Here is a 26,548-nt window from a genome sequence, read left to right on the forward strand (position 1 = left end):
CGAAGCGTCAGCGGCAAATGTTTTATCTGCGCGAAAGCGAAGCGTCAGCGGCAAATGTTTTATCTGCGCGAAAGCGAAGCGTCAGCGGCAAAGCGAGTAGCTTGTAGCGGAAATCAGAGCCTTCTAATGAGTGGATAAAAATGGTTAATCAAACACCTACTAAATCATTTTATAAAACAAAAAAACTGTGCAGATTTATTGCCTCTACACAGTTTTCGCTCTATTTATTTTGTAATAAATCCATTAATGCTTTTGCTGTATCTTGCTTGCCCATAACCTTTAGTGGTTCGCCTTCAGCAGGTACAATCCAATGTGGCTCATCTCCACCATATAATGACTGCGAGCTATTTGCTACCATAAATTGAGCGTTCGCCGATTCCATCCTTAGACGTGCGCGGGACAGTAAAAACTCCTCATCATCTGTCGCCTCGAGTTTAAAGCCCACTAAAGTAACATTCGGCTGCCACTTTTTTATTTGCCCTAATATTTTAGGCGCTTTTTTAAAGTGAATGATAGGTGGCTCGTCAGAAGGCATTTTACCTGCTTCCTCCATTAAATTCCCTGATTGGTCATATACTTTGTCAATGAGCCAATCAGAACCAGCAGCAGCCATTACAACGATATCCACCTGTTCTTCCTGAACAGCATGTCGAACTTTCTCGCCTAAATCTTCAATACCTTCAAATCGAATGGTACGCATTTTATCTTTATTCGTCGGTAGCTGTGCGAAATAACCATGCATATACACTACGTTTGCCCCAGCCTCTAGTGCCGCCTCAGCTAAATAACAGCCCATCGATCCTTTTGATAAATTCGTATGTCCACGCACACGATCCCATTTTTCAAGTGTTCCCCCACTTGTAATGAGTACGGTCTTACCTCGTAATGTCCCCATACAATCACCTTTTTTCTAATCAATTTCGCCTTGGCGTAATTGTAGCTGTCGCTACAGAAAACATTTACCGCTGACGCTTCGCTTTCGCGCAGATAAATTGCCACAGGACGTGGCGTTCTTAGACTGAGTTCCCCCTATTTCAGTAGATGTTTGGACACCCACTGAAAAAGTAATTAAAATTGCATTCATCTCACCACCTTTAGAGGTGGGAATCTTCTGTACCTGTCGCTACGCTTTCGGTACAAAAAAAGATTTGCTGAATGAAAATAAATATACAAATACTATTTTACGTAATGCTATGTAAAGGTTCAATGTTGTTTTTATAGAGCATGTCGATCTCCTCTAAGCGTTTACTCGAACTTATTTTGTTCTTTTAACCAGGAACTTAATATTTCCGCAAATTTTTTGGTAACAGGTGATGCCTGATGTTTCATAGCTATTCCAATTGTACGATAACCACCTTGTTTTAAAGGAATGGCTTTTAACGTAGGAGGTAAGTTATTCGTAACTAATTTCGGTAAAATACTAATGCCAAGTTGGTGAGAAATCATCGATATTATCCCTACCTCTTCCGATAGTTCAAAACGAATATTTGGCTTCACATGATATTGCTCTAAAAGTACTTTTACATCATTTGTCCCTTTATATGAAGTCATGATAAATGGCATGTCCTCTAGTTCCACTATATCAATTTCCGCTTTATCATAAAGCGGACTTTTATCGGAGACAATACACAGCAATGGATCCTGCTGGAGTTCAATATACTGAAATTGCCCCGACTTTTGACCATTTAAAAACCCAGCATCCACCTCTCCACTCAGTAGCCATTGTTCAATCTCATAATAGTCTCCCTCTCGCAATTCAACTTGTATGCCAGGAAATTGATTGTCCATAATACGGACAATTTCTGGCATCCAGTTTGAGGAAATGCTTGAAATTACGCCAATTCGTACTTTTCCACGAGTAACACCAAGTATGTGTGCAGCTTCTTGTTGTAATAGTTCCTCTGCATCAAGGACATGCCTCATCGCCCTTAGCATTGCATCCCCTTCACTTGTTAACGTGACACCCGCTCGACTTCTATGAATGAGCGCAAAGCCGAACTCCTTTTCTAAGCTGGAAACAGCATGACTTACAGCAGATTGAGTTAAACCTAAAGCATCTGCTGCTTTTGTAAAGCTTGCTACCTCAGCCACTTTATTCAAAATCTCATATTTCACTAAACTCATTGCCTTTTCCCTCTGCATACATGAATTTTTTTAATACTAATCATTATAAACATTCGTTTTACTAATCACAATACAAGATATATAGTAATTTTTATATGAAAACTGTTTTAGTACACAGATTGTAGGTGAGCATAATGGGTATCCAAGGAAAAGCAAATTTATTGATGGTTATTGTAACAATGTTTTGGGGATTATCTTATACCTTTATGGTAATGGGACTTGAAACATTGGCAGTTTATAATGTGGTGGCTTTACGTTGTATCATCGCATTCTTCGCAGCAGGTATTATCTTTTATAAACGCATGATGAAAGTCGATGCTAAAACATTAAAATATGCAGCTATTCAAGGGTTTCTATTATTCATTGTGTTCGCTCTCAGCTTATTCGGATTAGAAACAACTTCTGTATCAAATGCTGGATTTATTTTAAGTCTAACAGTTGTCTTAGTACCTATTTTCAGCAGTTTTATTGAAAAAAAATTACCTTCAAGAGCAGTTAGTTTTGCGATTGTTTGCACAATGATCGGAATTACTGTTTTAACTGCTCAAGGCTCACTTTCCTTCCAAAAAGGGGATATTTTAATAGCTATCGCTGCACTATGTTATTCGATTTACTTATTATTAAATAGTACATTTACACGAAGTGTTGAATCAATTTCCTATGGCGTATACCAACTTGGTTTTGCTGGACTTTATGCACTCATATTAACATTAATTTTTGAAACACCAACACTTCCAAATACAACGACTTCATGGATTGCCATTATAGGACTCGGTGTCATTTGTAGTGCATTTTGCTTCGTAGGGCAAGCTGTTGCACAACAGTATACTTCTGCTACACATACAGGACTCATTTTTTCTTTAGAGCCAATTTTCGCAGCTATGTTTGCTATGATGTTTATCGGTGAAGGAATAACGATAAAATTAATAATTGGTGGTAGCTTTATTCTGATTGGTAACCTTGTTGCTCAATTAGAGCATATTCATGTATTACGATTTATTAAAAAACAAGAACATGAAAAAGCTATTCATTAATCTTGAATCCATCCAAAACAAAAAAACAGAGTGATGCATGTGCATTCACTCTGTTTTTTTGTTCTTATAGATATCTTCGAATTGGTTCAGCCTCATTCATATGCTCCAGCCTTTAAACGCTCCTCGTAATCTTCAGGATTTCTGCACTTTCAAGAGTAGATTCTGACACAGTTACACGTGGACTACGCGGATCAGACGATACTAATTATCTTTCGAAATAGTTTAAGTCTTCATAGACTCAGTTAAATCCTCACACTCTGTAAATAATACGATAGCACCCAGTTCTACTAGTTGAGCATAGTATGCTGTTTGTCCCTCAGTAAGATCAAATCGCTTTAATCCTTCTGTTACAGCTGATTCACCAGTAAACCATGATTTTAATTGATCCATCCAATTCCCTACCTCATGTGTTTTAACATCAGAATCCCATTTTACATCCTCTAATTTGCTTGGATCCTTTGCAATAATGTGAATGTCCTCTATTTGATATGCTTCTAATCGCATACTTTCTAAAATATGAAGCATCTCATCCCTTGTATGGGCCACTTCAATTTGTGAGTTTTGTTCATTCATCATGTTCAATTCCTCCTAATTTGTATGGCTTACTAGGTATTTACCCTACATATCCTAAAAATATAACCGTTTTTTTCATTCTTTAACGGACTGTAACATTCGTTATATTGTCGAGATATTTGTTGTCGTTTTGTAATAATGATATAGAGTCTTTATTAAATGCAAAAAAAAGAAACAATGAGTACTTACTCAAGATGCCCATTGCTTCTTTTGATATTAATATTTTGGTTATTAGCGACCTAGGAAGGCTTTTAACATCCACGTATGCTTTTCAAGGGACTGATACATAGCATTAAGTAAATCCTCTGTACGGTCGTCTCCTTCTTCAGCGGCTAGCTCCATTGTTGAGTTTAATGCTTTCATTAGCATTTGGAAATCTGAAATGGTTATAGCTACCATTTCCTCTGTCGTCTCATTTCCTGACGCTTCCTCAACATATGATAGTTCAAGATGCTCTTTTAAAGTCGCTACAGGCCTTCCATCTTTCGAAAGAATGCGCTCTGCAATTTCATCTAGATTCAATGTTGTTTCATTATATAATTCTTCAAATTTTGCATGTAGTGTAAAGAAGGCGCTACCTGTTACATACCAATGATAATTGTGCAATTTTGTATAAAGTATCGAGCATGTAGCGACAAGTTTATTCAATTGTTTGTTTAAGTTTTGTGTCATCATTTCTCCTCCAATGGCCAATTGTATAGCCATTAGTATGTGTGACAAAGTGTATTAGCTATACGCATATTTTTCCCATTGACACAAATAAATTTCAAAGATCATTTATCATAAAAAACAAAACATCTTCCACTACATATTACTCGCTTTTCCCGCAAGAGGATTTGCCTTACAACGGGAGGTTAAAGGCAATTCCACAACAATCTCACACAAAAAGATTTCATCATTAGGAAGCTAGAAAACTTACAACAAACCTAATAAGAGATGGTCATGTTTTCTTTCTACACTATTAGACTATTTAAGTTCTATACGAATTTCTCTTATCTTTGTCACTGGAAGCTTTGCAACGTCAGCAATCCACTCATCCTCAGCACCTTTTTCTATTAAACCAGTGATTATTTGTTTCATGCCTTGTTCAAATCCTTGTTCAAATCCTTGCTTAAAGCCTTGCTCGAAGCCTTGCTTGAAGCCTCGCTCGAAGACTTCCTGCCTTACTAATTCCAATACTCCTGCAAGTGTCGGTGGTAAACCTTCTTTATATTGATGCAAAATTTCTTCCTCCCCTCTAATCTCAGCTTTTATGAATGGGCACACAAAAGAAAATTATCAACAAAAAATCCTTTTATCCTCCAATGAAAAACTTATATTTTCCAAACCAACACATTTGAAAATTGACACTAAAAAACAATTAATCTATTTAAGTTCCACGCGAATTTCCTTTATCCTTGTTACTGGAAGCTTTGCAACTTCAGCAATCCACTCATCCTCAGCACCTTTTTCAATCAAACCAATAATTATTTGTTTAATACCTTGTTCAATACCTTGTTCAAAGCCTTCCTGTCTCTCTAATTCTAAAACTCCAACAAGCGTAGGTGGTAAATCCTCTTTATATAAACGCAAAATTTCTTCCTCCTCTCTAATCTCAGCTTTAACATCTTTTACAAGCTGCTCAGACATAGGTTTTGGCAGCTTCATTAAGTAATCAATAAAATAAAGTAGCGCTCTTATTTCTGTTCGTTCAATATTATTTAATAACCACACTTCTCTTAAGAGGGCTCTTTTATATGCACTACGTAAGCTAAATTTATTTTTAGTACGATTCATATAAATTGAAGCTAGCAACGCCTTACTAAAAAGCTTAGGTGATTTTTCCAATTCTTCTTCATCAAAATCTGAAACAACAAATTTATTAAAAGTATACGTTATTTCTGTACCATAATACTTTTCATAATACCGGTTCGTGCTTTTTGTACTCTTATCCGTAAAAATAGCAATAGCCACAATCTTCTTACCATATCGATCCCTAATACGATAGAAATACTCAAACATATGCTTCGCAAAATGCACTTCATCTCCAGCTTGTATTTCCGTATGGACAAGAATCCATTGCTCTTTCCCATTTTTTAAATGAACCTTCGCAATTTGATCAGCTATTTTGCGCCCTTGACGATGCTCAATAATTTCTTTGAAAAGCTCCTGTTGCAAAAATTCTACTTGCTTCGAAAAATCTACCTCTAAGTGTAACTCTGGCAAAAAAAACAACAAAAAATCTTCAAACAAATCCGCAATTAACTTCTTCCATAAATTATCTTGATTCACGTGACTTAACTTATACACATCTGGTTTCTCCAAAACTAACTGCATTATAACTTCATTCCCCCTTTCTTTAAATCCATTATAGCGAACACGAACATAAGTTTCTACATTATCATTTAATTTTTAAAAATATTAAAACTATTCACTATAATTATTTCACTTTCCGAAATAGTTTCGTTATAATGAAGTCACTTACATTAAAAGGGGTGTTAATTAGTGGAAGTTTTACCATTACGAAAAGATGTACCAGTAGAAGAGACATGGAATTTAAAAGATTTATTTGAAAATGATGGGGATTTTGAACCTGTTTTAGCTCAGCTTGTAGAGGATGCTCTAAACTTTGAACGCAAGTATCAAGGTACAATTACAGATGCACAAAAAGTAATTGAAGTTTTAACAGCTTTTGAAGCATTACAAAAAAGCATTGTTCCTATTGGCACTTATGCAAATTTAAATATTCAAGCAGATCGTACAGATGACGTAGCTCAAATGCGTTCTGCAAAATACAGTACTGCAGTGGGTAAAATAAGTAGTGCCTTTTCTTTCGTACGCAGTGAATTACTAGCACTAGACGAGGCAATTTTACAAGAAGCCACTGAGTTAAGTCCTATTTACAAAATTTACTTAGAGGAATTGTTAAAGCAAAAGCCTTATCAGCTAAACCCTGAAGTGGAAAAAGCATTAGCAGCATTTAGTTCAACTTTTAAAGCGCCTTATGAAACATATAATACGACAAAGCTAGTTGATATGCATTTTGGACAATTTGAAGCAAATGGTGAAAAGCATCCACTGAGCTTTGTATTATACGAAAACAACTGGGAGTTTGAGGCTAATACAAATGTACGCCGTGCTGCATTTGAGGCATTTTCTAGTAAATTACGCGATTATCAGCACACAACTGCCAAAATTTATAACACACATATTCAACAGGAAAAAACAATGGCAGATTTACGGGGCTTTGACTCTGTCATTGACTATTTGCTGTTTGATCAGGATGTTGATCGATCCCTTTATAATCGTCAAATAGATCTTATTACAAAGGAACTTGCGCCTCATATGCGCCGTTACGCAAAGCTGATACAACAAGCGAATGGCATCGAGAAAATGACATTTGCTGACTTAAAAATAGCACTTGATCCAGATTATGATCCGAAAATAACAATGGCTGAAGCAAAGGGTTATGTTGAAAAAGCATTAGCAGTTATGGGCGAGGATTATAAGAACTTGATTGAGAAGGCGTTTAACGAGCGATGGATTGATTATGCACCAAATAAAGGAAAATCAACAGGTGCATTTTGTTCGAGTCCGTATGGTAGTCATCCATTTATTTTAATGTCATGGAATGAACGTATGAATGAGGTATTCACACTTATCCATGAGCTAGGACATGCAGGTCATTTTGCGAATGCGCATGCCCATCAATCTTATTTTAATAGTCGTCCCTCGTTATACTTTATCGAGGCACCATCAACAATGAATGAAATGCTTCTTGCCAATTATTTATTGACACATAACGATGATCCTCGCTTCAAACGTTGGGTTATTTCAAACATTGTGTCCAAAACATATTATCATAATTTCGTCACACACTTACTAGAGGCAGCATATCAACGAAAAGTATATGAATTAATTGACGCTGGTGAAGCTGTTAATGCTACAGTTTTAAATCAATTAAAACGTTCTGTCCTAGAAGAATTCTGGGGCGATACTATCGATATTTCTGAAGGCGCAGAGCTTACTTGGATGCGTCAGCCTCACTATTATATGGGCCTTTACCCTTACACATATAGCGCTGGCTTAACAATTTCAACGCAAGTATCTAAGCGCATATTAAAAGAAGGTAGTACGGCCGTAGATGAATGGTTAACTGTCCTTCAGTCTGGTGGTACGAAATCACCTGTAGAGTTAGCTCAAATGGCAGGTGTTGATATTACAACAGAGCAGCCGCTTCGAGATACGATTTCTTATATCGGTCACCTCATTGATGAGCTTGAACGATTAACAATGGGAATGGAAACTATCAAAGGATAATCACCCCTATTTTACTTAACAAGGACCATCCAACGCTTTTAAGGCGTGGATGGTTTTCTCTTTTTTAGTTCTAAGCAGGAAATTACGTACATATACTAGAATCAGGGCGTCCCTCTACTTTTTTTTGACATTTCTAAATAGATAATCATTTTTCTTCATACAAATGTACCGTTATTATTAAGAGTACGCAATTTATTTAGCAAAATTCGACAAACAATTTTCAAAGGAAGTGTTTCTAATTATGGTAAAACGTAATGATCCATGCCTATGCGGTAGCGGCAAAAAATATAAAAAATGTTGTGAAGGTAAACAGCAGGTTACAGTAGAAGCTGTAGCAATTGAAGAATTAGAGCGTGTACTACAAACTTTTTACCTAGAATATCCAGAACGCAAAGATGTTCGTGCCTACATAGAGCATGTAGGTACATGGCAACCTAAATTAGAGAGTGTACTACAAAGAGAGCTAATTGAGGCGATCGCGTTAGACGACTTCTTCTTCCATCAAGAGCCATCTATTTGGAAAGGTTACTTAAAGAAAACGAAGAAAAAAACGGTAAGACCTTCTACAGTAAAAGTGTTAGAAGGCTGGTCACAACCTCACCTATTTATTGGTTCCGTGTCAGTTGTAGAAGAAAAATATTTTAAGGCTACACATGTATTAACAAATGAAGAAATTTATATTCGTCGTGAAAATGACAAACCTATCCCTGAAGGTATGCATGTCTTTGCATTCATCTTACCAGATGGTTCAAAAAAATCAGAGCATTATTTAGCTGTTTCAACGCTGATCTTCTTCCCAGAAGACCATGCAAAGGTATTTGAGCAATTCAAGAAAAATTTTGATGCTTCAGAGAAGAACGTTGGAGCATTCTTAAAAGAAGAGCATTTATCCTTCTGGGAATTACTTGTATCAAATGGTTATAAAGGCGAGGAATTCTCTAACTTCGAGAGCAATGTACTTACACAAGTAAAAGAATTCCTTGAGCAAAATGATCGAGAAACAGCTCCTATGTTAGAGCTTTTAGAGGACTATTTAATTGAAGGACAACCATCTGCGCGTAAAGAGGCTGCTATTGCTGCTGGCGCGATTCGATATGGTCAGGAAAAAGAGCTATTCGAGTCGTTGTCATTGACTGTAAAAGAAATTGCGGCAACGTTCGATATTTCTGCTTCCTCTTTGACAAAATATTATCAAGACTTAAGTAACTATGCTACAACTAAATAATTCCTAAAAATAAAATGGCGCCTCACGCCCTAAGTCTATCTTAGAGTGTGCGGCGCATTTATATATAAAGGGAAATCTTTGCTTTCAGTGATTTTTGAGGTGGGGGTTTTGTACCTGGACTCTTCGCTTTCGGTACAGATAAATTACTGCCCATTAATGTGGGATAAATAGAAAAAAGCTACTTTTGTCATCAGTATAACCAACAACAAAGTAGCTTTTCTATGGTAACCAACCAACTTTATTATTTCCGAACATATTGTTATTTATGCATTGAATTTAGTAAATATGAATTTTTTTAAGCAAATATACAACTTATCATTATACTGTATTCTATATTAACATAATCCATTTAATACTTATGGTTACTTCGCCAAAGTGGATAAGATATTTCTGAATCATCACCATAACGTATGGTTGATTTCCGTTCCGACTGGGGGCGTGGCGTCTAGCCGGAACGAAGATCAAGCATACGTCTTAAAAAATGTCATCTACAACTTTTGGTGATGAAGCACATTTCTGTAATATGTTATCTTTTGTACAAATCCTTTTACAGAGTCATTTACTATATACCTTCAAGAGCTCTTCTCCGAGAAACTGTAGTCGCTCTCCTACTGAGCAAGCTTCAATACAGAAGCGATGAGCTCCAGGCTTACCACGCTCTTTTCGTAATTGCTTTATCACTAAGCAATCAGCGCAATACGTATCATGCAGTTCATCAATATCTTTCATAACCGTCACTTTATCCATTTCGAACTCTCGCTCCTTTCACGTCCAAAATTCACTTCTTACTATTATGAAGTGAACAATTTGATCAAGCAACTATTTTGTTTTTCCTTAATTAACAAAGGCTGTGATTAACAAAGATATTGTGAAAAAGCACTATTGATGTACAATTAAAATCAAATATGCCTCGGCATATTTGCGTCCGGAATCGGCTTTGTGTTTGCACAAAGAACTTCTTTCCGATTCCACGACATCCGCCGGAGGCTTTACCTTCTTTAAGCGGATGTTTGGACACCCGCTTAAAGAAAGTAAAATCTAAAACAAAAAGTAGGGATTTTATGTTAGAAGTAAACATAGATGCTGCTAGTGCAGGAAATCCTGGCCCTAGTGGTATTGGAATATTTATTAAAGGAGAAGGCCATCATATACAGATCAGTGAGTATATAGGGCAAGCCAATAACCATATTGCCGAGTTCACTGCCCTAGTACGTGGCCTTGAGGAAGCACAAAAACTTTCTTCAAACATTGTTTCAGTGCGCTCTGATTCAAAAATTGTTGTAGCCTCTATGGAAAAAGAATATGTCAAAAATGAGGAATTTAAACCTTTTCTTGAGCAGGCACTTACACTTGCACGTAGCTTCGATTTATTTTTCATCAAATGGGTTCCAGATACGCAAAATAAAGCTGCAGATGTACTTGCACGTAATGCAATTCAAAAAGAAAAAAATTAAACCATCTAATGGGGACTGCTCCTTGCCTACAACAAGTGACAGTCCCTTCAATTCGTTCAGATACTTACTATCCCCCAATATTTTATTTTTAACTCTGTTTTCTTAAATTTACGAGTAATTAAAAAAGTATTCAACAATAATTTTGATCAGTATAAATTGTATCCTTAATGTTATTTTGTTGACATATAACTGTAATATTACAATGTTAATATCATTTATATACCAAGTTAATAATCTTTAACGTTTTTAGGAGGATACATATTATGAAAAAGAATAAAAAGTACCGATGGGGAATGAAATTAGCTACATTGGTATTAAGTTCATCTGTACTTTTTTCAACGATTGAGACAGCATCAGCGGCAAGTTACACTGTAAAATCTGGTGATTCTTTATGGAAGATTGCAAGTCAACAGGGTGTTTCTTACCAATCATTGATGAAATGGAATAACTTATCTTCTCCAACAATTCACGTTGGACAAAAGTTGAACCTTAATTCTCCGACAATGTCTACACCTAAACCAACAACTAATATAGTACAAATTGCTAAACAACATTTAGGTGTAAAATATACATTTGGTGGAAGTAAACCGAGCACAGGTTTTGATTGTTCAGGTTATGTCACTTACGTTTTTAACAATGCCGGTATTTCGACAGCTCGTAAAACAGCAGCTGGTTTTTACAATACATCTAAAAAAGTAAGTACACCTAAAGTAGGTGATTTAGTATTTTTCGCTAATACATATAAAGCCGGTATCTCACATGTTGGTATTTATATTGGAAATAATCAAATGATTAATGCAAGTAATAGTGGCGTTAATATTGCTAATTTAAATAGCTCTTATTGGAAGCAGCACTTTGTTGGGTATGGTCGTATATAGGAATCGAAAAAACAGTTGGGAATGTCCCAACTGTTTTTAAATTGAAGTGCACTATAAAAGTTACGACCTTCAAAAAAAATACCTCTATTCAATTTTAAAAAGCTATTACTTATACATGCGCTACTTTCTTTGTTTTTATTTTTGCTAAACGCACTAAATAAATGATAAAGACAGCGACCAGTAAACCTGCACCAGTTAGATAAACTGAAGCATAGCCCGCTTGGACTGCCACTATCCCTAAAATATAAGAACCGAGAGCAAGCCCGATATCAAACATCGTAAAGTACGTTGCAGTTGCATACCCACTGCGAGTATGGGCCGTAGATTGAACAGCTAATGCTTGTAAGCTTGTGGTTACTGCCCCGTAGCCAAATCCAATAAAGATGGCTGAAAATAAAAATAATGCCGGACCTGAGACAAATGCGAGCATAACAAGTCCGATAGCAAAGGAAATAATTCCAGGAATAATAACAAATTGTGGTCCTCTTGTATCATAAAGCTTACCTGTATATGGGCGTGTAATAAGCATAGCTGCTGCAAAAACTGCATAAAATAGACTCGCTACAGCCATTAGATCTTTCTGCTGTGCGTACACTGATAAAAACGATAAAACACTCGCATATGAAAAAGCTACTAAACTAGCAATAGTCGCTACCGGAAGTGCTTTACGTTCCAATAAATCATCAAATTTAAAAGTCAATTTACCTTGATGTGTAGGCTTAGGTAAATCATCTGTATTCACCGTTACAGCTAGGATACCCCCTGCTAAAATACAAATACTCATAACAATAAAAAGTACATTGAAGCTACTATATCGAATAAGCAGTAAACCGATAAATGGCCCAATTACTACTGCTAAGTTAGTAGACATTGTGAAATAACCAAGACCTGTACCTTTACGGTTTGCTGGCACAATATCTGCCGCTAAAGAGCCAGCTGCAGTTGTAATAAAACTAAAGAAAATCCCATTTACAAAACGTAATCCTAGTAAAAGTCCAAAAGGATGAATGAATAAATATAAAACCGTACATAAAAAATAGCCGGCAATCGAAATAACCAAAAGTTTTTTCTTCCCAAAAACATCTAATAGTTTACCTGAAAAGGGACGAACGATAATAGCTGATAATAAAAATCCCGACAGTAACAATCCAGCTTCCTTATCTGTTTGGTGCAGCTCACCTATCGCATATAGTGGCAAAGTCGTTACCAACCCATAGAAAACAAAAAATACCGAGATATTTGTTAAAAAGAGACTAATAAACCGCTTCGTCCAGATTTTTGTATTCCCCTCTTGCTTCATGTAATCAACCTTTCATTTTTTTCAGTAAAATCATAAATTGCTGCTGTTCCTCGACAGTCAATGCCCCCACCATTTCTTCTTCAAAAGCTAAAATGGTTTTAGTAATAGTAGGCAATCGTTCCTCTGCATATGAAGATAAGGTAACAATTTTTTCCCTCTTATCTTCACCATCCATTCTCAGCACCCATCCTAAAGACTCAAGTCGAGTAATTGCTCTTGTTATACTTGGTGCCTCAACATTTAAATACTTCCAGATTTGTGTTAATGTCATTGGTCCGTGCTTATGTAAGCAATATAAAATAGTCCATTGTGAGCTATATAAATTGTGCTGTTTCAGTACTTCATTTAAAGAATTCGTTAAATAACGACTTTTTTGGAATAAAGCATGAAATAAAGTATTCATTTTTATTGACCTCCTAAATTTATTTACCTAGTTAAACAAATACTATACGCTTCATTTTTTTCATTGTAAAGCTAGTTATTTGAAGTTATATTGAAGTTCCCTTGTACATCGTTTGTGATTCATCAGCGATTTTCATACTTATATCAGCGATTCTCTTGAGGTTATCAGCGATTTTCATACTTTTATCAGCGATTCTCTTGAGGTTATCAGCGATTTTGCTACTTTTATCAGCGATTCTCTTGAGGTTATCAGCGATTTTCATACTTTTATCAGCGATTCGCTTGAGGTTATCAGCGATTTTCATACTTTTATCAGCGATTCTCTTGAGGTCATCAGCGATTTTTTCACTTCTAGCAGCGATCGCTCTACTTCTTTCATCTTTTCAAAAAAATCAGAAGGAAATTTTTTGAAAGTGTCGAATTAAGCTACTAGATTACAATAAAAAGGAGATGGAGTCATGGGGAAAAAGGTATTAATTCTTGCAGGAGATGCTGTTGAGGCTTTAGAAATTTTTTATCCTTATTATCGTTGTCTTGAGGCTGGCTATGATGTGACGATTGCAGCACCGGCAGCAAAGAAATTACAAACTGTATTGCACGATTTTGTCGATGGAGTTGATACATACATCGAACGTACAGCATATGGCTTAGAAGCCCACTCATCCTTTGCAGATGTAGATCCAGCACAATTTGACGGACTCATCATTCCTGGTGGGCGAGCGCCAGAATACATTCGTTTAAATGAGCATGTTCCAGCATTAGTGAGCCATTTCTTTGAGACAAATAAACCAATTGCTGCTGTATGTCACGCAGCTCAAATTTTTGCAACGATTCCTGAGGTATTAAAAGGACGTGAGCTAACAGCCTACATTGCCTGTAAGCCAGAAGTTCAAGTAGCAGGAGCAACATATATTGAAGCTAATCTTCATACAGATGGCAATTTAATTAGCGGTCATGCATGGCCAGACTTACCTGGATTAATGCGAGAATTTATTCAGAAGTTAGAAAGCTAAAAGAAAGAGGATGCCCTCCAGATTAGGCATCCTCTTTTTTTACGAATTGATTTCTTGAAGTTCAATATTTACCACTTTGTTCGTATTCGTTACATATGTGATTCTTACTTGCAGACCGAATTCTTTGTCACTTTGTTTTAGCCAAAGCTTAAATTTTTCAATAGTTGAATCTTCATTAACCTCGCTTCCCTCATGCAAATAATCTAGGATTTTAGCTTGAGGATATTTGGCCTGTGCCTCTATTATCGCTACCTTTCCCCATTTAGCATGGGCAGGTATTTCTTGTTGAGCATAAGCAATTGTTGGTACGTGTAAAAGCATGGTAAGAAATACAAGAAAAATTCCTAGTGATAGAAAAAATTTTTGCAAGTTCATCCACCTCGCGTACTCTTTTTGCATAAAGTCGCCAAAACTACAAATAATAAGTGCTCCCGAAGTATTCTCAACCTACTTAAGGAGCAGTTTTCGTCATTATTGTTTTGGTTGTTGAGGATTATTATGAATCACTTGATTAAATTCTGCGGAGTATTCTTCACGATCATTTCTTTTATGTGTATCTTCTTTCTTTTTCTTTTTGAAGCTTGTTTTCCTTTTCTTAGCCATTATTGACACCTCCAAAATTTCGGTTATTTCTTTTTATTGGACTGCTGATCTTTCGCATGGTTTGTTTTATTATCTTTATTTTTTGCTTTTGCATCAAATTCTGCAGCGAATTCTTCATTTAGATTGTCATTCGGGTTATTGTTATTACTATTTGATTTATCGAGGTCTTTGCTTTTGTAGGTACCAAAAGGATTATGTGTTCTAACATTCATCGTTTTTTTACTGTTTTTGTTATTTCGATTGCCCACGGATTGTTCACCTCCTAACGGTAATGTGCTCAGGATAGAAGGAATTATGCTTTGGGGATAACTTCTAAGAATACGAGATATAGGCTCATCACCATAGCATGTGGTTGATTTCCGTTCAGACTGGACACTTTCCTGAGGGCGTCCAATGAGCTGCTTGGGTCAACAGATAACATCGTGTTGCAGACGCTTCGCTTGTCTTAACAAATGTCATCCACTACTTTCAGTTATAAGACGAGATGTAAACATTTCTGGCATAAAAAAATGTACATCACCAATAATAATTAGTAATGTACATCATTTTATCCATTAGACAATCGTGTATTCAGTTATATTTAGTAATGCACCAACTGCACCTGAAAAACCGTGGTCATTAATAAAGATTGGTGTATGCTTTTTCGTGCGTGTGTAATTGGCAATCACCCGTGTGAGATGATCATTATTGCTTAATGTTGAGCCGATATAAACGATATGTTGAGCATTTTTTTCCTCAGCATATTGAATACTAAGTGTAGTAATAACCTCACCAACAAGCCCTTGTACAGTAGCAATAATATCTTCAGCTGGGTGTTTAACAAACTCTGTAATACCAACTTTCCCAAAATTGCTGGCAGTCAAATGTCCATCAATAGGTGTATCCATTCCTTGATAAATATCCCTTACCAGTAAATCAATATCCTCTCGATTACCGTTAGAAGCCAGTTCTCGTATTTCATTATAATCAGTAATTCCAGTTGTAAGCGCTGACAATCCAATCAATGTTCCACCACCAACGCCTGTCCCACCAACACGAATATTCGTATTACCTTCCATATAATGAATCGACGTACCAGTACCAATATTCGTAATCATACTTCGCTCAAAGAAGTATCCTTCTTTATGCAACAAAAATCGAACGCCCTTCAATGTAGCTTCAAACTCTACTATATAATGAATCGATTTCATTGTTTTAATGACTTCCAGTAATTGTTCTGTACGTCCCCCCGTAACACCAATATCCTCAATATCTGGATGATTAATAATCCAATTTTTAACAGCCAGCAAGTCATTTGACGGGAAAGTTATTAAAATAAGCTCATTCTGCTCATCTAAATAAGCAACTTTTGTCAATGTGCCTCCTGCATCAATACCTATAGCCTTTGGCATACCATTCTCCTTTGACTTTACGTACAATCTCTATTTTCAGATGGTGAGATATATACTAGATTTTGCTTTTATTCAAAAGGCGTTTGATGCCAGTTGAATAACGTTCATGCCTCCACAGATATCACGGATTTTGCAAGGAGTTATTGTGTCAAAATCCGACGTTGTAATTTATTACTGAAAGCAAATCGACAGCTACAAATGTCTTCTGCGCGAAAGCGTAGCGTCAGCAGCAATTACTCGAAAAGTGTAGTTACATATTTGCCCTTCCTAAACTTTAACGCTGTTGAAATGATTGTGCAATAACTTAACAAACTTTCATGAAAAAAACGCAAAAAATATCAAAATTTTTCTATTATTCATACGATTGTGGCCGCATTTTTATAACTTTAACATCATTCTACTAAAAAAACAAAAGTAGTGAAAATGCACTAACATTCAAAGCATTTTCACTTCTCTATCAATTAGCGAGCTGTATAACCACCATCAATCACTAGTTCTGCACTGTAATATAATATAAGAAGCTTCATCTGATGCTAGGAATAGAATAGCGTTTGCAACTTCTTCTGGTTGTCCAAGTCTACCCATTGGTGTAGCTCGTACTAACATATCCATTGTTTCTTTTGCTTCTGACAATTTTGCAGTCATTGGTGTTTCGATAACACCAGGGAAGACGGTATTTACACGGATATTGTAAACTCCTAATTCAGCAGCTGCTGCTCGAGCGATTGCACGTAAGGAGCCTTTAGATGCTGTATAAGCACTTAAGCCCGCACCAATGATCACTATATAGGAAGATGTATTAACAATTGAGCCTTTTCTAGCTTCTTTCATATATTGTGAAGCATGTTTAATGCCTAAGAATGGACCGAAAGCATTGATATTATGCATAATTGTCCAATCGTGAAATTTGATCTGGACCTTTTTCAGATGAAATGCCAGCATTATTAATTAAAATATCAATATGGCCATATTTATCAGCAATCGCTTTCGTTACTTCTGCCCAGTTGTCATCCGAAGAAACATCTAATTTCATTCCCTCAATATTTTCTAGCTCAGAGATTTTCGCTAGGTTTCCTTCGTTAATATCAGCGGCAATTACTGTAGCCCCTTCTTTCGCAAATAATTTTGCCATTGCTGTGCCCATCCCTGATGCACCACCTGTAATAATTGCAATCTTGTTAACTAAGCGTTTCATCAAAAAGACTCCCTCTCTTTACAAATATCACTATCAAAATAGTATAGTTTTAAATAGTTTACTATTAAACCACATTATTTTATTAACCCACTTTCAAATAATATGATTTAAAATTGAACAATCTGTTTTATCTTTCAGCACTTTTACGATACGATATACTATAGATGTGTGACCATTTGAACGGAGGAATACAAGTGAAAGATCAAAAAAGACTTTATAAAGAAGCGATGCAAGTTTTAAAGGAAACGAGCCGCACTTTTTATATACCGATTACTTTTTTAAAAAATGATTTAAAATTGTCAGTGGCAGCCGCATATTTAGCAATGCGTGCTATAGATGAAATTGAAGACCATGAACAGCTTTCAAATGATGTAAAATATAATTTACTAAATGCGACGAGCGAATTATTAAAAGATACATTTAATGCTGAAGCGTACGAAGCATTATTAGCTCCATATGTAGATCAGCTACCTGAAGTATCTCTTCGTTTAGCTGATTGGCTAACGTTTTGTCCTGAAGGCTCACGTAAAATTGTCCAAGCTTCAACTAGTGAAATGGCTTTTGGAATGGCAAAATGGGCAAAAGCAAACTGGCAAGTCCATACGCGAGAGGATTTAGATGATTATACATACTACGTGGCAGGGCTTGTTGGGACAATGCTGTCCGAGCTTTGGGCGTGGGGTGCAGATATTCAAACAGATCGTGATTTAGCTATTGGCTATGGTCGAGGTCTCCAAGCAGTAAATATTTTACGTAATCAGCATGAGGATTTGGATGAACGCGGTGTGAGTTTCGTACCAGATGGCTGGACACGTGAGGATTTATTTGCTTACGCGGAGGAGAATCTTGCGAAAGCTGATCTTTATATGAAAGACATTAATAAACGTACTGTGCTATTATTCTGTCGACTCCCACTAGCACTTGCGCATAAAACATTAAAAGCAATGCAGGATGGTCGTGAAAAAATGTCACGTGCAGAGGTTGAACAAACTGTCGAAGAGGTTCAGGCAGACTAATCGTTACTAGACACACACACATTCTTTCGAGAGCAATAGTAGTGATTCAACCATAAATGCTCTTGAGGTGCTGTACCAATCTCGCAAATAAACCTAACAAGAAGCACAACCAGTAAAAACCCCTGCACGAGAATTTTCTCGTATAGGGGTTACTTTTTAGGCGACACTCGTATATCTAAAATACATATTGCCATCCTTATCTAACATTAAAGATCTAACGAATCCTTATTTGATATTAAGAATTATACCGAGCATAATTGCGTCCGAACTCGGCTTTGCACTTGCACAAGGAAGTCTTTTCCGATTCCGTGACATCTGCCGGAGAGATCAAAGTAATCTCGAGGATGTAGCGCTTAGCCTAGACGAAGGTGATCTCAATTCAAAATCTTTAGCTGCTTTAACAATAAAAAAACTCCATTTTGACTAAAAATCGATCACAATGGAGTTAATTACAAACGGTTTTCGATATAATTATGGTTCATGAAATATGTCACAAATAAATGAATCACAGTTTTCGGACAGGTACTTGGATTTCAAAGGTGATCTCATTCGGTTTATCCGTAATCGTGATATCGAGATGCATGATTTGTAATGCATCACCAGTAATCTCATAGCTGTTTTTGTTAAGATAATGAAGTATTTTCCTTAAACTTTCGCTACGACTCGACAATAATTCTCCATTGTAACGGATACATGCAAATAATCCCCCCGGAATCTTCAATTGATATGTATTTGGAATATCTTCCTTATTTTTTGCCACTATAAAAATAGTGGAAGGTTCTTCAAAACGTCCCAATTTAAGATTCGTTTCTTCGATGATAATGCCAAGTCTGTTAGTAGCAAGAATCGGTGTCTTCTCCGTAAGCATATTCTCTAGATTCAAGACACCATAACAAAGTTCAAAGTTATTATTGATTTTCTCATGCAAGGTAAGTAATCGCCTACTTTTCATTTCACGGAAAATGACTTTCTGAAGTTCATTTTCTCTTTCCACCTGTTCCAAATAGGCAATCTTTTCCCTTATATTTTCTTCCATCTCATTCAATTCTTTCAGATTTGAAACAAGTTCTTCATGTTTGGTTTTCATAATATCCAATGATTTACTGAAATTGCGTTCATTAAGATACTCCTTGATCTCATCTGTAGTCATCCTAAGTTGCCTTAGTTCTTTAATGGTACCCAAAATTTCATACTGAAAAATGGAGTAGTATCGATATCCGGAATGAGAATCGACATATTGTGGCTTGAACAAGTCAATCCGATCATAGTGGCGTAATGTCTCCGAGGTCAATCCTCGAAGCCTTGCCATTTCACCGATAGTCAGTTTTTCTTTCAATCAGCTTACCTCCTAAAAAATTTATAGACTGCTAAAATTTTATAGTAGTAATATAGAAAAACTTACCATTTTTAATAATTTGAGGTTCGATTAGCTTACCACACACTCTACAATCTTCATCAATTATGCCTCGGCATAATTGCGTCTAGAGCCTTTAACTTCTTTCAGTGGGTGTTTGGACATCCACTGAAAGAAGTTAAAATTAGTAATACGTAATATCCTGAATTATTTTCTCGCCTACTTTAATTTCTCCAAAAGTCAATTAGCATACCTTTACAAGTTGATTGAATCTTCAGTTTGACTTTTCAGCGAACCTATAATTCAAACTATGCAATCTTTTCTGACTATTTGTCAAGTAAAATTCTGAACGCTTTATTTCAGTTCAACAACCATTTTTTTTGCATACTTTTTATTCTCTTTCTCTTTTAAGACATAGCTGAGCAAATCCAGCATGATGCGAGCCGCTACTTGTCCTGTTATACCGGTAGGATCATAAGGAGGCGCCACTTCGACTAAATCGAATCCAATCACTTCTCCCCTTTTTGCAATCCCTTCCAGTATTTCGTTTACTTCATCGTAAAGAAGGCCGCCTGGGGAAGGTGTACCAGTCCCAGGAGCGATTGATGGATCTAGTCCATCGATATCAATTGTCACATAATATTTTTCTCCAGCTGGTAATTGTTCCAGCACTTCTTCAATCCCCATTTTTCTCATCTGGCGTGGAGATAGGATCACGCTACCGTAATCTCTTGCAGCATCAACATCCTCTTTTTTACTGCTGCTAATTCCACGAATACCTAATTGGAATATTTTCTGTACATGATCCATCTCTGATAAACGACGGATGCAGCTTCCATGGCCATATCGCATTCCTGAGCGGTGATCCGCCCAATCTAGATGAGCATCAATTTGAATGACATGAAATGGACCTAAATCTTCCAGTCCTTTTCCTACCGCGGCCGTGATAGAGTGGTCTCCCCCTAGAACTACTGGCATAGCTCCTTGCGAAACAATTTTACGGATCGCTTCTTCTGTATTTTCGTGACATTGCAAGAGATCTCCATGAACCATATCGACATCGCCGCAATCCACCACTTTCCAATCTGGCCCGAGATACATGATATCATTTTCAATGTCATAAGCACCTTCTAATCCGAAACTGTATAACGTCGAACCCTCCCTAATTCCCCGCGGTCCCATTCTTGCACCCGATTTCCATTGGGTGCCCATATCATTCGGCACCCCTATGACCGCTACATCGGCATCCAGCTGGTCCAAATCTGCGCAAATCGGATATTTTCCAAACGTACAAATCCCTGTAAATGGCAGATTCAAAAATTGTTTCTCATCGTGATTAACCATCATTATCCCCCCTACTATCAATCAATCTTGCCTCGGTATAATGCGTCTGAACCCTACAGCGTATTCTGAGGTTATTGACATGAATGTTTCATTTCCATCTCATAAGTTTTTTGGAACAATTTCAAGTAGTCATCTTTCGATAATTTACGAGAATTTGTAATTGTACACAAATGATTAAATGCCCCTTCAGCAAGAAAATCAAAATCATCAGGGTTAACATTATCTAAATCTCGGAATTGCGGAATGCCAATTTCACTTGCAAGTTCATGCAACAATACAACACCTTCTTGGGCAATTTCCTCTTGCGTTTTCCCTTCCGCGGTTGCTCCAAGTTTCAACGCAACTGTCGCATGTTTTTCCGGGTTGGACGAAATATTATATTCAAATACATGAGGCAGGAAGATGGAATTTGCCACTCCATGTGGTGTGTCATACAGCCCTCCAAGCGGTTCTGCCATTGCATGGACCGCACCTAGATCGGCGTGCGTAAACGCCATACCTGCAATCAAGCTTCCTACAAGCATGTTTTGTCTTGCTTCTAAATTGTTACCATCCTCTACAGCGAGTGGAAGATACTTAGCAATGATTTCAATCGCATAAAGACTGAGTGCATCAGAAATCGGTTCAGCAATATTGCTTGTATAAGCTTCGATTGCATGCGTCAATGCATCCATTCCAGTAGCAGCTGTAATTGATTTAGGCAAAGACAGCGTCAATTCAGGGTCCACAATCGCCAATTTTGGAGCTAATTTAATATCAAGTATAGCTTCTTTCTGTTTAGTAATCGTATCTGTGATAACAGACCCTGTCGTCACCTCACTACCTGTACCTGAAGTGGTTGGGATACAAATAAGAGGTGTAATATCGCGCTCCAACAGATTGAAACCATAGCGATCTTTAAGCTCCCCCTCATGTGTAAAAAGTACCCCGATTGCTTTAGCAGTATCCATTGAACTTCCACCACCAAGACCTAACAACAAATCGATATTTTCGTCTTTGAATTGTTCATAGGCTTTTACACAATCCACGTCTTTCGGATTCGGTGTAATTTCATCATAAACAAGAAAAGGAATCCCTTCCTGTTCCAATGAATCTGTTACCCTTTTTAAAATCCCCGTTTGTGCTAGCCCTTTATCAGTAATGATTAGCGCCTTTTTACCACCTAGCTCTTTCGCTCTTTTCCCAACGTTGTTAACTGTCCCGTTACCAAACTCAATAGAAGTCGGTAAGTTAAAATTAAAATCCCATACCATCAAACATTTCCCCTTTCAATTATTCATAATGTAAACGAAGTACTCTTACATGACTCTCTTTGTTTTGTTTGTCAATCTTCAAACCAATTAGTTGGACTGACTTCTAAATTGATATTTATTTGTTTCACTTCCGAAAATTCATCCAAACCGAAAGTGCCTAATCCACGACCGAGTCCGCTCTGCTTATATCCTCCCCATGGGGCTTCGTTGTAAGCAAGATTGTATGCATTAATGGATGTAATACCTGCTCTAACTTTTTTAATAACCCTTAAAGCTTTAGCACCATCTTGAGAGAATACCCCAGCTGCAAGACCGTATGGCGTATCATTCGCGAGCTTGATAGCCTCCGCTTCATCTTTGAACTTTTGAACAACTAGCACAGGGCCGAATATCTCCTCTTGGACAATTTTCATGTCAGGCGTTGTATCTACAAATATTGTCGGCTCGACAAAATAACCACGATCAAGCCCTCCACTTGTAATCCGTTTTCCGCCACAAACCAAATTCGCACCTTCATCAATGCCGATTTGAATATAATTTAGCACTGTGTTCATATGATCTTCACCAACAAGAGCACCCATTTGAGTCTCAGGATCATCACCACGACCGACACGTATTTTTTTCGCTTTACTAATTAGGCTTTCAACGAACTTGTCATGGATGCTTTCTTCAAGGAGCAAACGCGATCCTGAATTACATACTTGACCCGCGTTCATAAATATTCCAAAAAGCGCATAGTCAACTGCTGTTTCAAAATCTGCGTCAGCGAAGACGATATTCGGCGACTTACCACCTAATTCGAGAGCAATTTTCTTAATATTTCCTGACGCTGCTTGCATGATTGATCTACCTACTGTTGTACTGCCAGTAAATGAAACCATATCGACTTTATCGCTTTCAGCCAATTCATTACCGACAGTCGAACCTCCTCCGGTTACCAAATTCGCAACGCCCGCCGGAATCCCTACTTCTTCAAGAATTTCGAAGAGCTTAATAGTCGTAATTGGTGTTAACTCCGATGGCTTGAACACAATTGTATTTCCCGCTGCAAGCGCAGGCGCAATTTTCCACGCTCCTGTCAATAATGGGAAATTCCAAGGAGCAATTAGACCACATACACCTACAGGTTCACGAACGATCAGCCCCTGTACCGGGTCGGCAACGGAATACGTTTGACCGTTTGGTTTAGTGATGAGGCCGCCATAATATCGGAAACAACTGACAGCATCCCCAATATCGAACTCTGCTTCCCTAAGAGGCTTTCCTGTATTCAACATTTCAAGTGTACTCAGCTCAGATGCATTCTCCTCCAGTTTATCCGCAATTTTGAATAAATAGGATGCTCTTTCAGAAGCCGGCATCTCTGACCAAATACCTGAATCAAATGCATTACGAGCTGCATCAATGGCATCCCTCGTTTCTTCAACACTTGCTCTCGATACCTCTGCAATCACTTCGTTATTTGCTGGGTTGATAATAGTACGTTTTTCCTCGTTCACAGAATCTGACCATTTACCATTAATAAATAATTTTAAATTTAGCATTCTACTAACCTCCCAATTAATTAGTCCTATTTTATTTAAATGCACATTTAACCTCTCCTACAAAACAAGAGATTACAATAAGCGGTAGGAGTTTCTTAACCTTGAATAAAGCTGTTTCATTTTTGAAATTCAGCCTTGCCGTGAATAACCTCACCCCTTTCAATTGCATATCCTACCTGCAAAATAACACGAGAATCATTCCATGTAAGCCTTTACATTTTTATGTCCTCTAAAAGAACATTTTCAGGAATAATCTCCTTATCGAAACTGAATTCAGGCAATCCCTGTCTGAAAAACTTTGTCATATAAATTAAATACCCAATGCCCATTGCCATCCAGATGCCTCCAAGAATCAATGCATCCACCTCTAAGTGAGACCATAGCCAAAGCGTAAATCCTGCTCCAATTAGTGGCATAACCAGATAACGCATGTATTCGGTGAAAGAGGACCGTTTACGATTCCGAATAAAATAATGAGCAATGACAGACAAGTTTACTGATGCGAAAGCAATAAGTGCTCCAAAGTTAATAAACTTAATGACTTGATCGAGTGTCAGCACGATACCGAGTAATGAAATAACCCCGATTACAATAATTCCGGTTGACGGTGTTTTATAGCGTGAATGGATATGCCCAAATATTTTTTTAGGCAGTACAGAATCTCGACCCATTGCATACAACACACGGGATGCGCTTGTAGTCGAAGCCACACCAGATGAGAAATTCCCTAAAATTACTGCGGTAACAAATAAAGATTTGAACAAATTCCCGCCGACCAAATAGACAACTTCCATAGCTGCAGAATCTGTGTTTTCAAATGCAAAACTTGGGTGAACCAATTGTGCCAAATAGGCTGATCCGATATAGAGGACACCGATTGTCAACAACATGATGATAATCGCTCTAGGAATTGTTTTTTCAGGATTGATTGTTTCTTCAGACAACGTAGTAAGAGAGTCAAAACCAAGAAAACTGAAACAAAGAATGGACGCTCCTGCCAAAATCACAGGCAATTTAACTTCTGCATTGAACAAAGGCTGAATAGAGAAAAGCGTACCTGCTCCTGCACCCGCCAATAAACTTTTGATCGTCAAAATCCAGAAGATGAAAACAAATATGATTTGTGCAATCACAAAAATCTTACCAGTGGATGCAGTGAACTTAACACCCAAGATGCTAGGTATTACAATAGTTGCAGTTAAGAGGATAATCCACAGGGCGTGAGGGACTCCAGGGAACATGGCATTTAAAAAAACAGTAGACATTAAACAAGTGACCATTGGTGTTAACATATAATCCAACATGATTGTCCAACCGATAAGAAACCCAAGTTGTGGATTAATTGATTTTTGTGTGAATGTATAAGCAGAACCGGCAATTGGAAATGCTTTTGCCATCTTTCCATAACTAAATGCGGTGAACAGGATTGCAAGAAAGGCGACGATATACGCTCCCATGATGACACCTTGGGAAGTGACGGTTGCGATTCCATAAGTATTGAAGAATACCATCGGGTTATTCCATGCAATCCCTAAAAATACAACTTGAGACAAAGTCAGTGTTCGCATTAATGTTTGTCGTTTCATAATAGCTACCCACCCTCTTTCGTTTTCGTAATTAGAATCTTCCGAAAATTCTTTTTATTAATAATGAATATAAAGGTTTTTGTTACACAAAGGTCAATAGCAAGATTAAGATTATTTTTAATGAAAAAAACTCCTTAGGAATACCGAAAATGCATCAATTTAGAGGGCTGTAAGTTAGGGCTCTAACGAGATAAATTTACATACCCGACGAAGTTTTTCATAAGCATTACTGTTAATAGTAAAACGTCTACCAAAAATCCTTCATAATGATTACTCCCTTTTAAGTAGACAGTGACTAACATTCACTTCTTTGAATGCAGAAAAAAATACTCCCCCTTAGTAAACAGATTTTTTATCTGCCTACCTTAGGAGGAGTATTTCACTCACTTACTGGGTTTCTTTTCTTATATGGTATCAATAAAGTTAACAATAATTTCATAACTAAAATAGATGGAAAGCAACGTTAACATCATAAACACTACCTTTTCAGCTTTACTACCTGTTTTTGTAGTAAATGGTAAACGCACTGAAATCGATACTGGGAAAAACAGCTTAACGCCCTTCTTCGTCCCCATATCAAGAAAAACATGACTTGCCATCCCTATTAAAATACCTAGTGAAACGGATTCGTAGGGTATAAATGTATGTAGTAGCATCCCAACCAAAACTAAAAAAAGCAAACTATGTGTAAAGGAACGATGTCCAAACAGCGAATTAACAGTTTTTGAAATGATGGGAAACTTCCTCCCGATTTTGCTACCACCATGGCAAATATCTGGAAGTAATGCACCGATAACGCCTGCTCCTACTAAAACAAGCGGATTATCATTAGAAATTTGTGCAAAAGCAAGGCTTGCAGTGATGCCTCCAATAATATGTGTATTCCCTTGCATAATTACTTCCACTCCTTTTGTCTCTATATTTTTACCCTTCTTAATTTAACACAACCTACTCCAAAAG

General features: G+C 37.1%; 27 protein-coding genes and 1 pseudogene. 7 read left to right on the forward strand and 21 right to left on the reverse strand.

The features are described 5' to 3' along the window. Positions 1 to 220: 220 nt before the first annotated feature. Complete coding sequence (locus QRN68_RS11230; protein WP_285396973.1) at positions 221 to 895, reverse strand: phosphopantothenoylcysteine decarboxylase domain-containing protein; 675 nt, start codon at positions 893 to 895, stop codon at positions 221 to 223. A gap of 350 nt (positions 896 to 1,245) precedes the next feature. Next, on the reverse strand, positions 1,246 to 2,124 hold the full coding sequence (locus QRN68_RS11235) for a LysR family transcriptional regulator (RefSeq protein WP_285396974.1): 879 nt from the start codon (positions 2,122 to 2,124) through the stop codon (positions 1,246 to 1,248). A 134-nt stretch (positions 2,125 to 2,258) separates the two neighbouring features. Here QRN68_RS11235 and QRN68_RS11240 point away from each other — a divergent pair, with 134 nt between their 5' ends. Beyond that, a complete protein-coding gene (locus tag QRN68_RS11240; protein ID WP_285396975.1) occupies positions 2,259 to 3,158 on the forward strand; it encodes a DMT family transporter in 900 nt (299 codons plus the stop codon). Positions 3,159 to 3,380: 222 nt separating this feature from the next. On the opposite strand, the gene QRN68_RS11245 is transcribed toward QRN68_RS11240, so the two are convergent. The 4 genes from QRN68_RS11245 to QRN68_RS11260 form a co-directional block, all read right to left on the reverse strand. Next, the gene (locus QRN68_RS11245) at positions 3,381 to 3,734 is read right to left on the reverse strand and encodes a general stress protein (protein WP_285396976.1); all 354 of its coding nucleotides are present in this window, start codon (positions 3,732 to 3,734) and stop codon (positions 3,381 to 3,383) included. A 228-nt stretch (positions 3,735 to 3,962) separates the two neighbouring features. After that, on the reverse strand, positions 3,963 to 4,403 hold the full coding sequence (locus tag QRN68_RS11250; RefSeq protein WP_285396977.1) for a Dps family protein: 441 nt from the start codon (positions 4,401 to 4,403) through the stop codon (positions 3,963 to 3,965). Between the two features lie 294 nt (positions 4,404 to 4,697). Further along, positions 4,698 to 4,952, reverse strand: coding sequence for a hypothetical protein (locus QRN68_RS11255; RefSeq protein ID WP_285396978.1), 255 nt, complete (start codon positions 4,950 to 4,952; stop codon positions 4,698 to 4,700). A 144-nt stretch (positions 4,953 to 5,096) separates the two neighbouring features. Next, complete coding sequence (locus QRN68_RS11260) at positions 5,097 to 6,047, reverse strand: RpnC/YadD family protein (protein ID WP_285396979.1); 951 nt, start codon at positions 6,045 to 6,047, stop codon at positions 5,097 to 5,099. Positions 6,048 to 6,215: 168 nt separating this feature from the next. On the opposite strand from QRN68_RS11260, the gene pepF reads away from it, so the two are divergent. Beyond that, positions 6,216 to 8,030, forward strand: coding sequence for an oligoendopeptidase F (gene pepF, locus QRN68_RS11265; RefSeq protein WP_285396980.1), 1,815 nt, complete (start codon positions 6,216 to 6,218; stop codon positions 8,028 to 8,030). A 241-nt stretch (positions 8,031 to 8,271) separates the two neighbouring features. Continuing rightward, positions 8,272 to 9,255, forward strand: coding sequence for an SEC-C domain-containing protein (locus QRN68_RS11270; RefSeq protein WP_285396981.1), 984 nt, complete (start codon positions 8,272 to 8,274; stop codon positions 9,253 to 9,255). Positions 9,256 to 9,810: 555 nt separating this feature from the next. Here the strand turns inward: QRN68_RS11270 and QRN68_RS11275 are convergent. After that, positions 9,811 to 10,002, reverse strand: a complete 192-nt coding sequence (locus QRN68_RS11275) for a zinc-finger domain-containing protein (RefSeq protein ID WP_053482386.1) — start codon at positions 10,000 to 10,002, stop codon at positions 9,811 to 9,813. 314 nt (positions 10,003 to 10,316) lie between these two features. Between QRN68_RS11275 and QRN68_RS11280 the strand changes: the two genes are divergently transcribed. Both QRN68_RS11280 and QRN68_RS11285 read left to right on the forward strand, forming a co-directional pair. After that, on the forward strand, positions 10,317 to 10,709 hold the full coding sequence (locus QRN68_RS11280) for a ribonuclease HI family protein (RefSeq protein ID WP_285396982.1): 393 nt from the start codon (positions 10,317 to 10,319) through the stop codon (positions 10,707 to 10,709). Positions 10,710 to 10,972: 263 nt separating this feature from the next. Beyond that, the gene (locus QRN68_RS11285; RefSeq protein ID WP_285396983.1) at positions 10,973 to 11,587 is read left to right on the forward strand and encodes a C40 family peptidase; all 615 of its coding nucleotides are present in this window, start codon (positions 10,973 to 10,975) and stop codon (positions 11,585 to 11,587) included. 109 nt (positions 11,588 to 11,696) lie between these two features. Here QRN68_RS11285 and QRN68_RS11290 read toward each other — a convergent pair whose 3' ends face one another. The 3 genes from QRN68_RS11290 to QRN68_RS11300 all read right to left on the reverse strand — a co-directional run bounded on the left by QRN68_RS11290 (position 11,697) and on the right by QRN68_RS11300 (position 13,594). Next, on the reverse strand, positions 11,697 to 12,887 hold the full coding sequence (locus tag QRN68_RS11290) for an MFS transporter (RefSeq protein ID WP_285396984.1): 1,191 nt from the start codon (positions 12,885 to 12,887) through the stop codon (positions 11,697 to 11,699). A 4-nt stretch (positions 12,888 to 12,891) separates the two neighbouring features. Beyond that, on the reverse strand, positions 12,892 to 13,290 hold the full coding sequence (locus tag QRN68_RS11295; RefSeq protein ID WP_285396985.1) for a MarR family winged helix-turn-helix transcriptional regulator: 399 nt from the start codon (positions 13,288 to 13,290) through the stop codon (positions 12,892 to 12,894). Between the two features lie 85 nt (positions 13,291 to 13,375). Further along, positions 13,376 to 13,594 (reverse strand): hypothetical protein, encoded by a 219-nt coding sequence (locus QRN68_RS11300; RefSeq protein WP_285396986.1) that lies wholly within the window; start codon positions 13,592 to 13,594, stop codon positions 13,376 to 13,378. Between the two features lie 153 nt (positions 13,595 to 13,747). Here QRN68_RS11300 and QRN68_RS11305 point away from each other — a divergent pair, with 153 nt between their 5' ends. Next, the gene (locus QRN68_RS11305) at positions 13,748 to 14,302 is read left to right on the forward strand and encodes a DJ-1/PfpI family protein (protein ID WP_285396987.1); all 555 of its coding nucleotides are present in this window, start codon (positions 13,748 to 13,750) and stop codon (positions 14,300 to 14,302) included. A 39-nt stretch (positions 14,303 to 14,341) separates the two neighbouring features. Here the strand turns inward: QRN68_RS11305 and QRN68_RS11310 are convergent, their stop codons facing one another. The 5 genes and pseudogenes from QRN68_RS11310 to QRN68_RS11330 all read right to left on the reverse strand — a co-directional run bounded on the left by QRN68_RS11310 (position 14,342) and on the right by QRN68_RS11330 (position 17,491). Continuing rightward, positions 14,342 to 14,671 (reverse strand): DUF3889 domain-containing protein, encoded by a 330-nt coding sequence (locus QRN68_RS11310; protein ID WP_285396988.1) that lies wholly within the window; start codon positions 14,669 to 14,671, stop codon positions 14,342 to 14,344. A gap of 102 nt (positions 14,672 to 14,773) precedes the next feature. After that, positions 14,774 to 14,905 carry a hypothetical protein gene (locus tag QRN68_RS11315; RefSeq protein ID WP_255409656.1) on the reverse strand — a complete coding sequence of 44 codons (132 nt, stop codon included), beginning with the start codon at positions 14,903 to 14,905 and terminating at the stop codon, positions 14,774 to 14,776. A gap of 23 nt (positions 14,906 to 14,928) precedes the next feature. After that, a complete protein-coding gene (locus QRN68_RS11320) occupies positions 14,929 to 15,153 on the reverse strand; it encodes a hypothetical protein (RefSeq protein ID WP_285396989.1) in 225 nt (74 codons plus the stop codon). Positions 15,154 to 15,459: 306 nt separating this feature from the next. After that, the gene (coaW, locus tag QRN68_RS11325; protein ID WP_285396990.1) at positions 15,460 to 16,296 is read right to left on the reverse strand and encodes a type II pantothenate kinase; all 837 of its coding nucleotides are present in this window, start codon (positions 16,294 to 16,296) and stop codon (positions 15,460 to 15,462) included. A gap of 461 nt (positions 16,297 to 16,757) precedes the next feature. After that, a pseudogene (locus tag QRN68_RS11330) lies at positions 16,758 to 17,491 on the reverse strand (SDR family NAD(P)-dependent oxidoreductase). A 194-nt stretch (positions 17,492 to 17,685) separates the two neighbouring features. Here QRN68_RS11330 and QRN68_RS11335 point away from each other — a divergent pair. Beyond that, a complete protein-coding gene (locus tag QRN68_RS11335) occupies positions 17,686 to 18,507 on the forward strand; it encodes a squalene/phytoene synthase family protein (RefSeq protein WP_285396991.1) in 822 nt (273 codons plus the stop codon). Between the two features lie 505 nt (positions 18,508 to 19,012). Here the strand turns inward: QRN68_RS11335 and QRN68_RS11340 are convergent. The 6 genes from QRN68_RS11340 to QRN68_RS11365 form a co-directional block, all read right to left on the reverse strand. Next, entirely contained in the window at positions 19,013 to 19,843 is an 831-nt protein-coding gene (locus tag QRN68_RS11340; protein WP_285396992.1) for a MerR family transcriptional regulator, read from the reverse strand. A gap of 372 nt (positions 19,844 to 20,215) precedes the next feature. Next, the gene (gene speB, locus QRN68_RS11345; RefSeq protein WP_285396993.1) at positions 20,216 to 21,205 is read right to left on the reverse strand and encodes an agmatinase; all 990 of its coding nucleotides are present in this window, start codon (positions 21,203 to 21,205) and stop codon (positions 20,216 to 20,218) included. 71 nt (positions 21,206 to 21,276) lie between these two features. Then, positions 21,277 to 22,458 (reverse strand): iron-containing alcohol dehydrogenase, encoded by a 1,182-nt coding sequence (locus QRN68_RS11350; RefSeq protein ID WP_285396994.1) that lies wholly within the window; start codon positions 22,456 to 22,458, stop codon positions 21,277 to 21,279. 71 nt (positions 22,459 to 22,529) lie between these two features. Continuing rightward, positions 22,530 to 24,002, reverse strand: a complete 1,473-nt coding sequence (locus QRN68_RS11355) for an aldehyde dehydrogenase family protein (RefSeq protein WP_285396995.1) — start codon at positions 24,000 to 24,002, stop codon at positions 22,530 to 22,532. A 212-nt stretch (positions 24,003 to 24,214) separates the two neighbouring features. Then, entirely contained in the window at positions 24,215 to 25,588 is a 1,374-nt protein-coding gene (locus tag QRN68_RS11360; RefSeq protein WP_285396996.1) for an APC family permease, read from the reverse strand. 404 nt (positions 25,589 to 25,992) lie between these two features. Then, entirely contained in the window at positions 25,993 to 26,481 is a 489-nt protein-coding gene (locus QRN68_RS11365; RefSeq protein ID WP_285396997.1) for a metal-dependent hydrolase, read from the reverse strand. Between the last annotated feature and the right edge of the window lie 67 nt (positions 26,482 to 26,548).

Origin of the sequence: Lysinibacillus sp. fls2-241-R2A-57, from assembly GCF_030209535.1 — a bacterium.
Classification (GTDB): Bacteria; Bacillota; Bacilli; order Bacillales_A; family Planococcaceae; genus Lysinibacillus.

Coding starts and splice junctions, on each gene's coding strand:
- QRN68_RS11355 (WP_285396995.1), bottom strand. CDS start 24,002: ATGCTAAATTTAAAATTATTTATTAATGGTAAATGGTCAGATTCTGTG.
- speB (WP_285396993.1), bottom strand. CDS start 21,205: ATGGTTAATCACGATGAGAAACAATTTTTGAATCTGCCATTTACAGGG.
- QRN68_RS11315 (WP_255409656.1), bottom strand. CDS start 14,905: ATGGCTAAGAAAAGGAAAACAAGCTTCAAAAAGAAAAAGAAAGAAGAT.
- QRN68_RS11350 (WP_285396994.1), bottom strand. CDS start 22,458: ATGGTATGGGATTTTAATTTTAACTTACCGACTTCTATTGAGTTTGGT.
- QRN68_RS11275 (WP_053482386.1), bottom strand. CDS start 10,002: ATGGATAAAGTGACGGTTATGAAAGATATTGATGAACTGCATGATACG.
- QRN68_RS11250 (WP_285396977.1), bottom strand. CDS start 4,403: ATGACACAAAACTTAAACAAACAATTGAATAAACTTGTCGCTACATGC.
- QRN68_RS11300 (WP_285396986.1), bottom strand. CDS start 13,594: ATGAAAATCGCTGATAACCTCAAGCGAATCGCTGATAAAAGTATGAAA.
- coaW (WP_285396990.1), bottom strand. CDS start 16,296: ATGCCAAAGGCTATAGGTATTGATGCAGGAGGCACATTGACAAAAGTT.
- QRN68_RS11280 (WP_285396982.1), top strand. CDS start 10,317: ATGTTAGAAGTAAACATAGATGCTGCTAGTGCAGGAAATCCTGGCCCT.
- QRN68_RS11270 (WP_285396981.1), top strand. CDS start 8,272: ATGGTAAAACGTAATGATCCATGCCTATGCGGTAGCGGCAAAAAATAT.
- QRN68_RS11260 (WP_285396979.1), bottom strand. CDS start 6,047: ATGCAGTTAGTTTTGGAGAAACCAGATGTGTATAAGTTAAGTCACGTG.
- QRN68_RS11240 (WP_285396975.1), top strand. CDS start 2,259: ATGGGTATCCAAGGAAAAGCAAATTTATTGATGGTTATTGTAACAATG.
- QRN68_RS11235 (WP_285396974.1), bottom strand. CDS start 2,124: ATGAGTTTAGTGAAATATGAGATTTTGAATAAAGTGGCTGAGGTAGCA.
- QRN68_RS11285 (WP_285396983.1), top strand. CDS start 10,973: ATGAAAAAGAATAAAAAGTACCGATGGGGAATGAAATTAGCTACATTG.
- QRN68_RS11230 (WP_285396973.1), bottom strand. CDS start 895: ATGGGGACATTACGAGGTAAGACCGTACTCATTACAAGTGGGGGAACA.
- QRN68_RS11305 (WP_285396987.1), top strand. CDS start 13,748: ATGGGGAAAAAGGTATTAATTCTTGCAGGAGATGCTGTTGAGGCTTTA.
- QRN68_RS11365 (WP_285396997.1), bottom strand. CDS start 26,481: ATGCAAGGGAATACACATATTATTGGAGGCATCACTGCAAGCCTTGCT.
- QRN68_RS11245 (WP_285396976.1), bottom strand. CDS start 3,734: ATGATGAATGAACAAAACTCACAAATTGAAGTGGCCCATACAAGGGAT.
- QRN68_RS11295 (WP_285396985.1), bottom strand. CDS start 13,290: ATGAATACTTTATTTCATGCTTTATTCCAAAAAAGTCGTTATTTAACG.
- QRN68_RS11360 (WP_285396996.1), bottom strand. CDS start 25,588: ATGAAACGACAAACATTAATGCGAACACTGACTTTGTCTCAAGTTGTA.
- QRN68_RS11290 (WP_285396984.1), bottom strand. CDS start 12,887: ATGAAGCAAGAGGGGAATACAAAAATCTGGACGAAGCGGTTTATTAGT.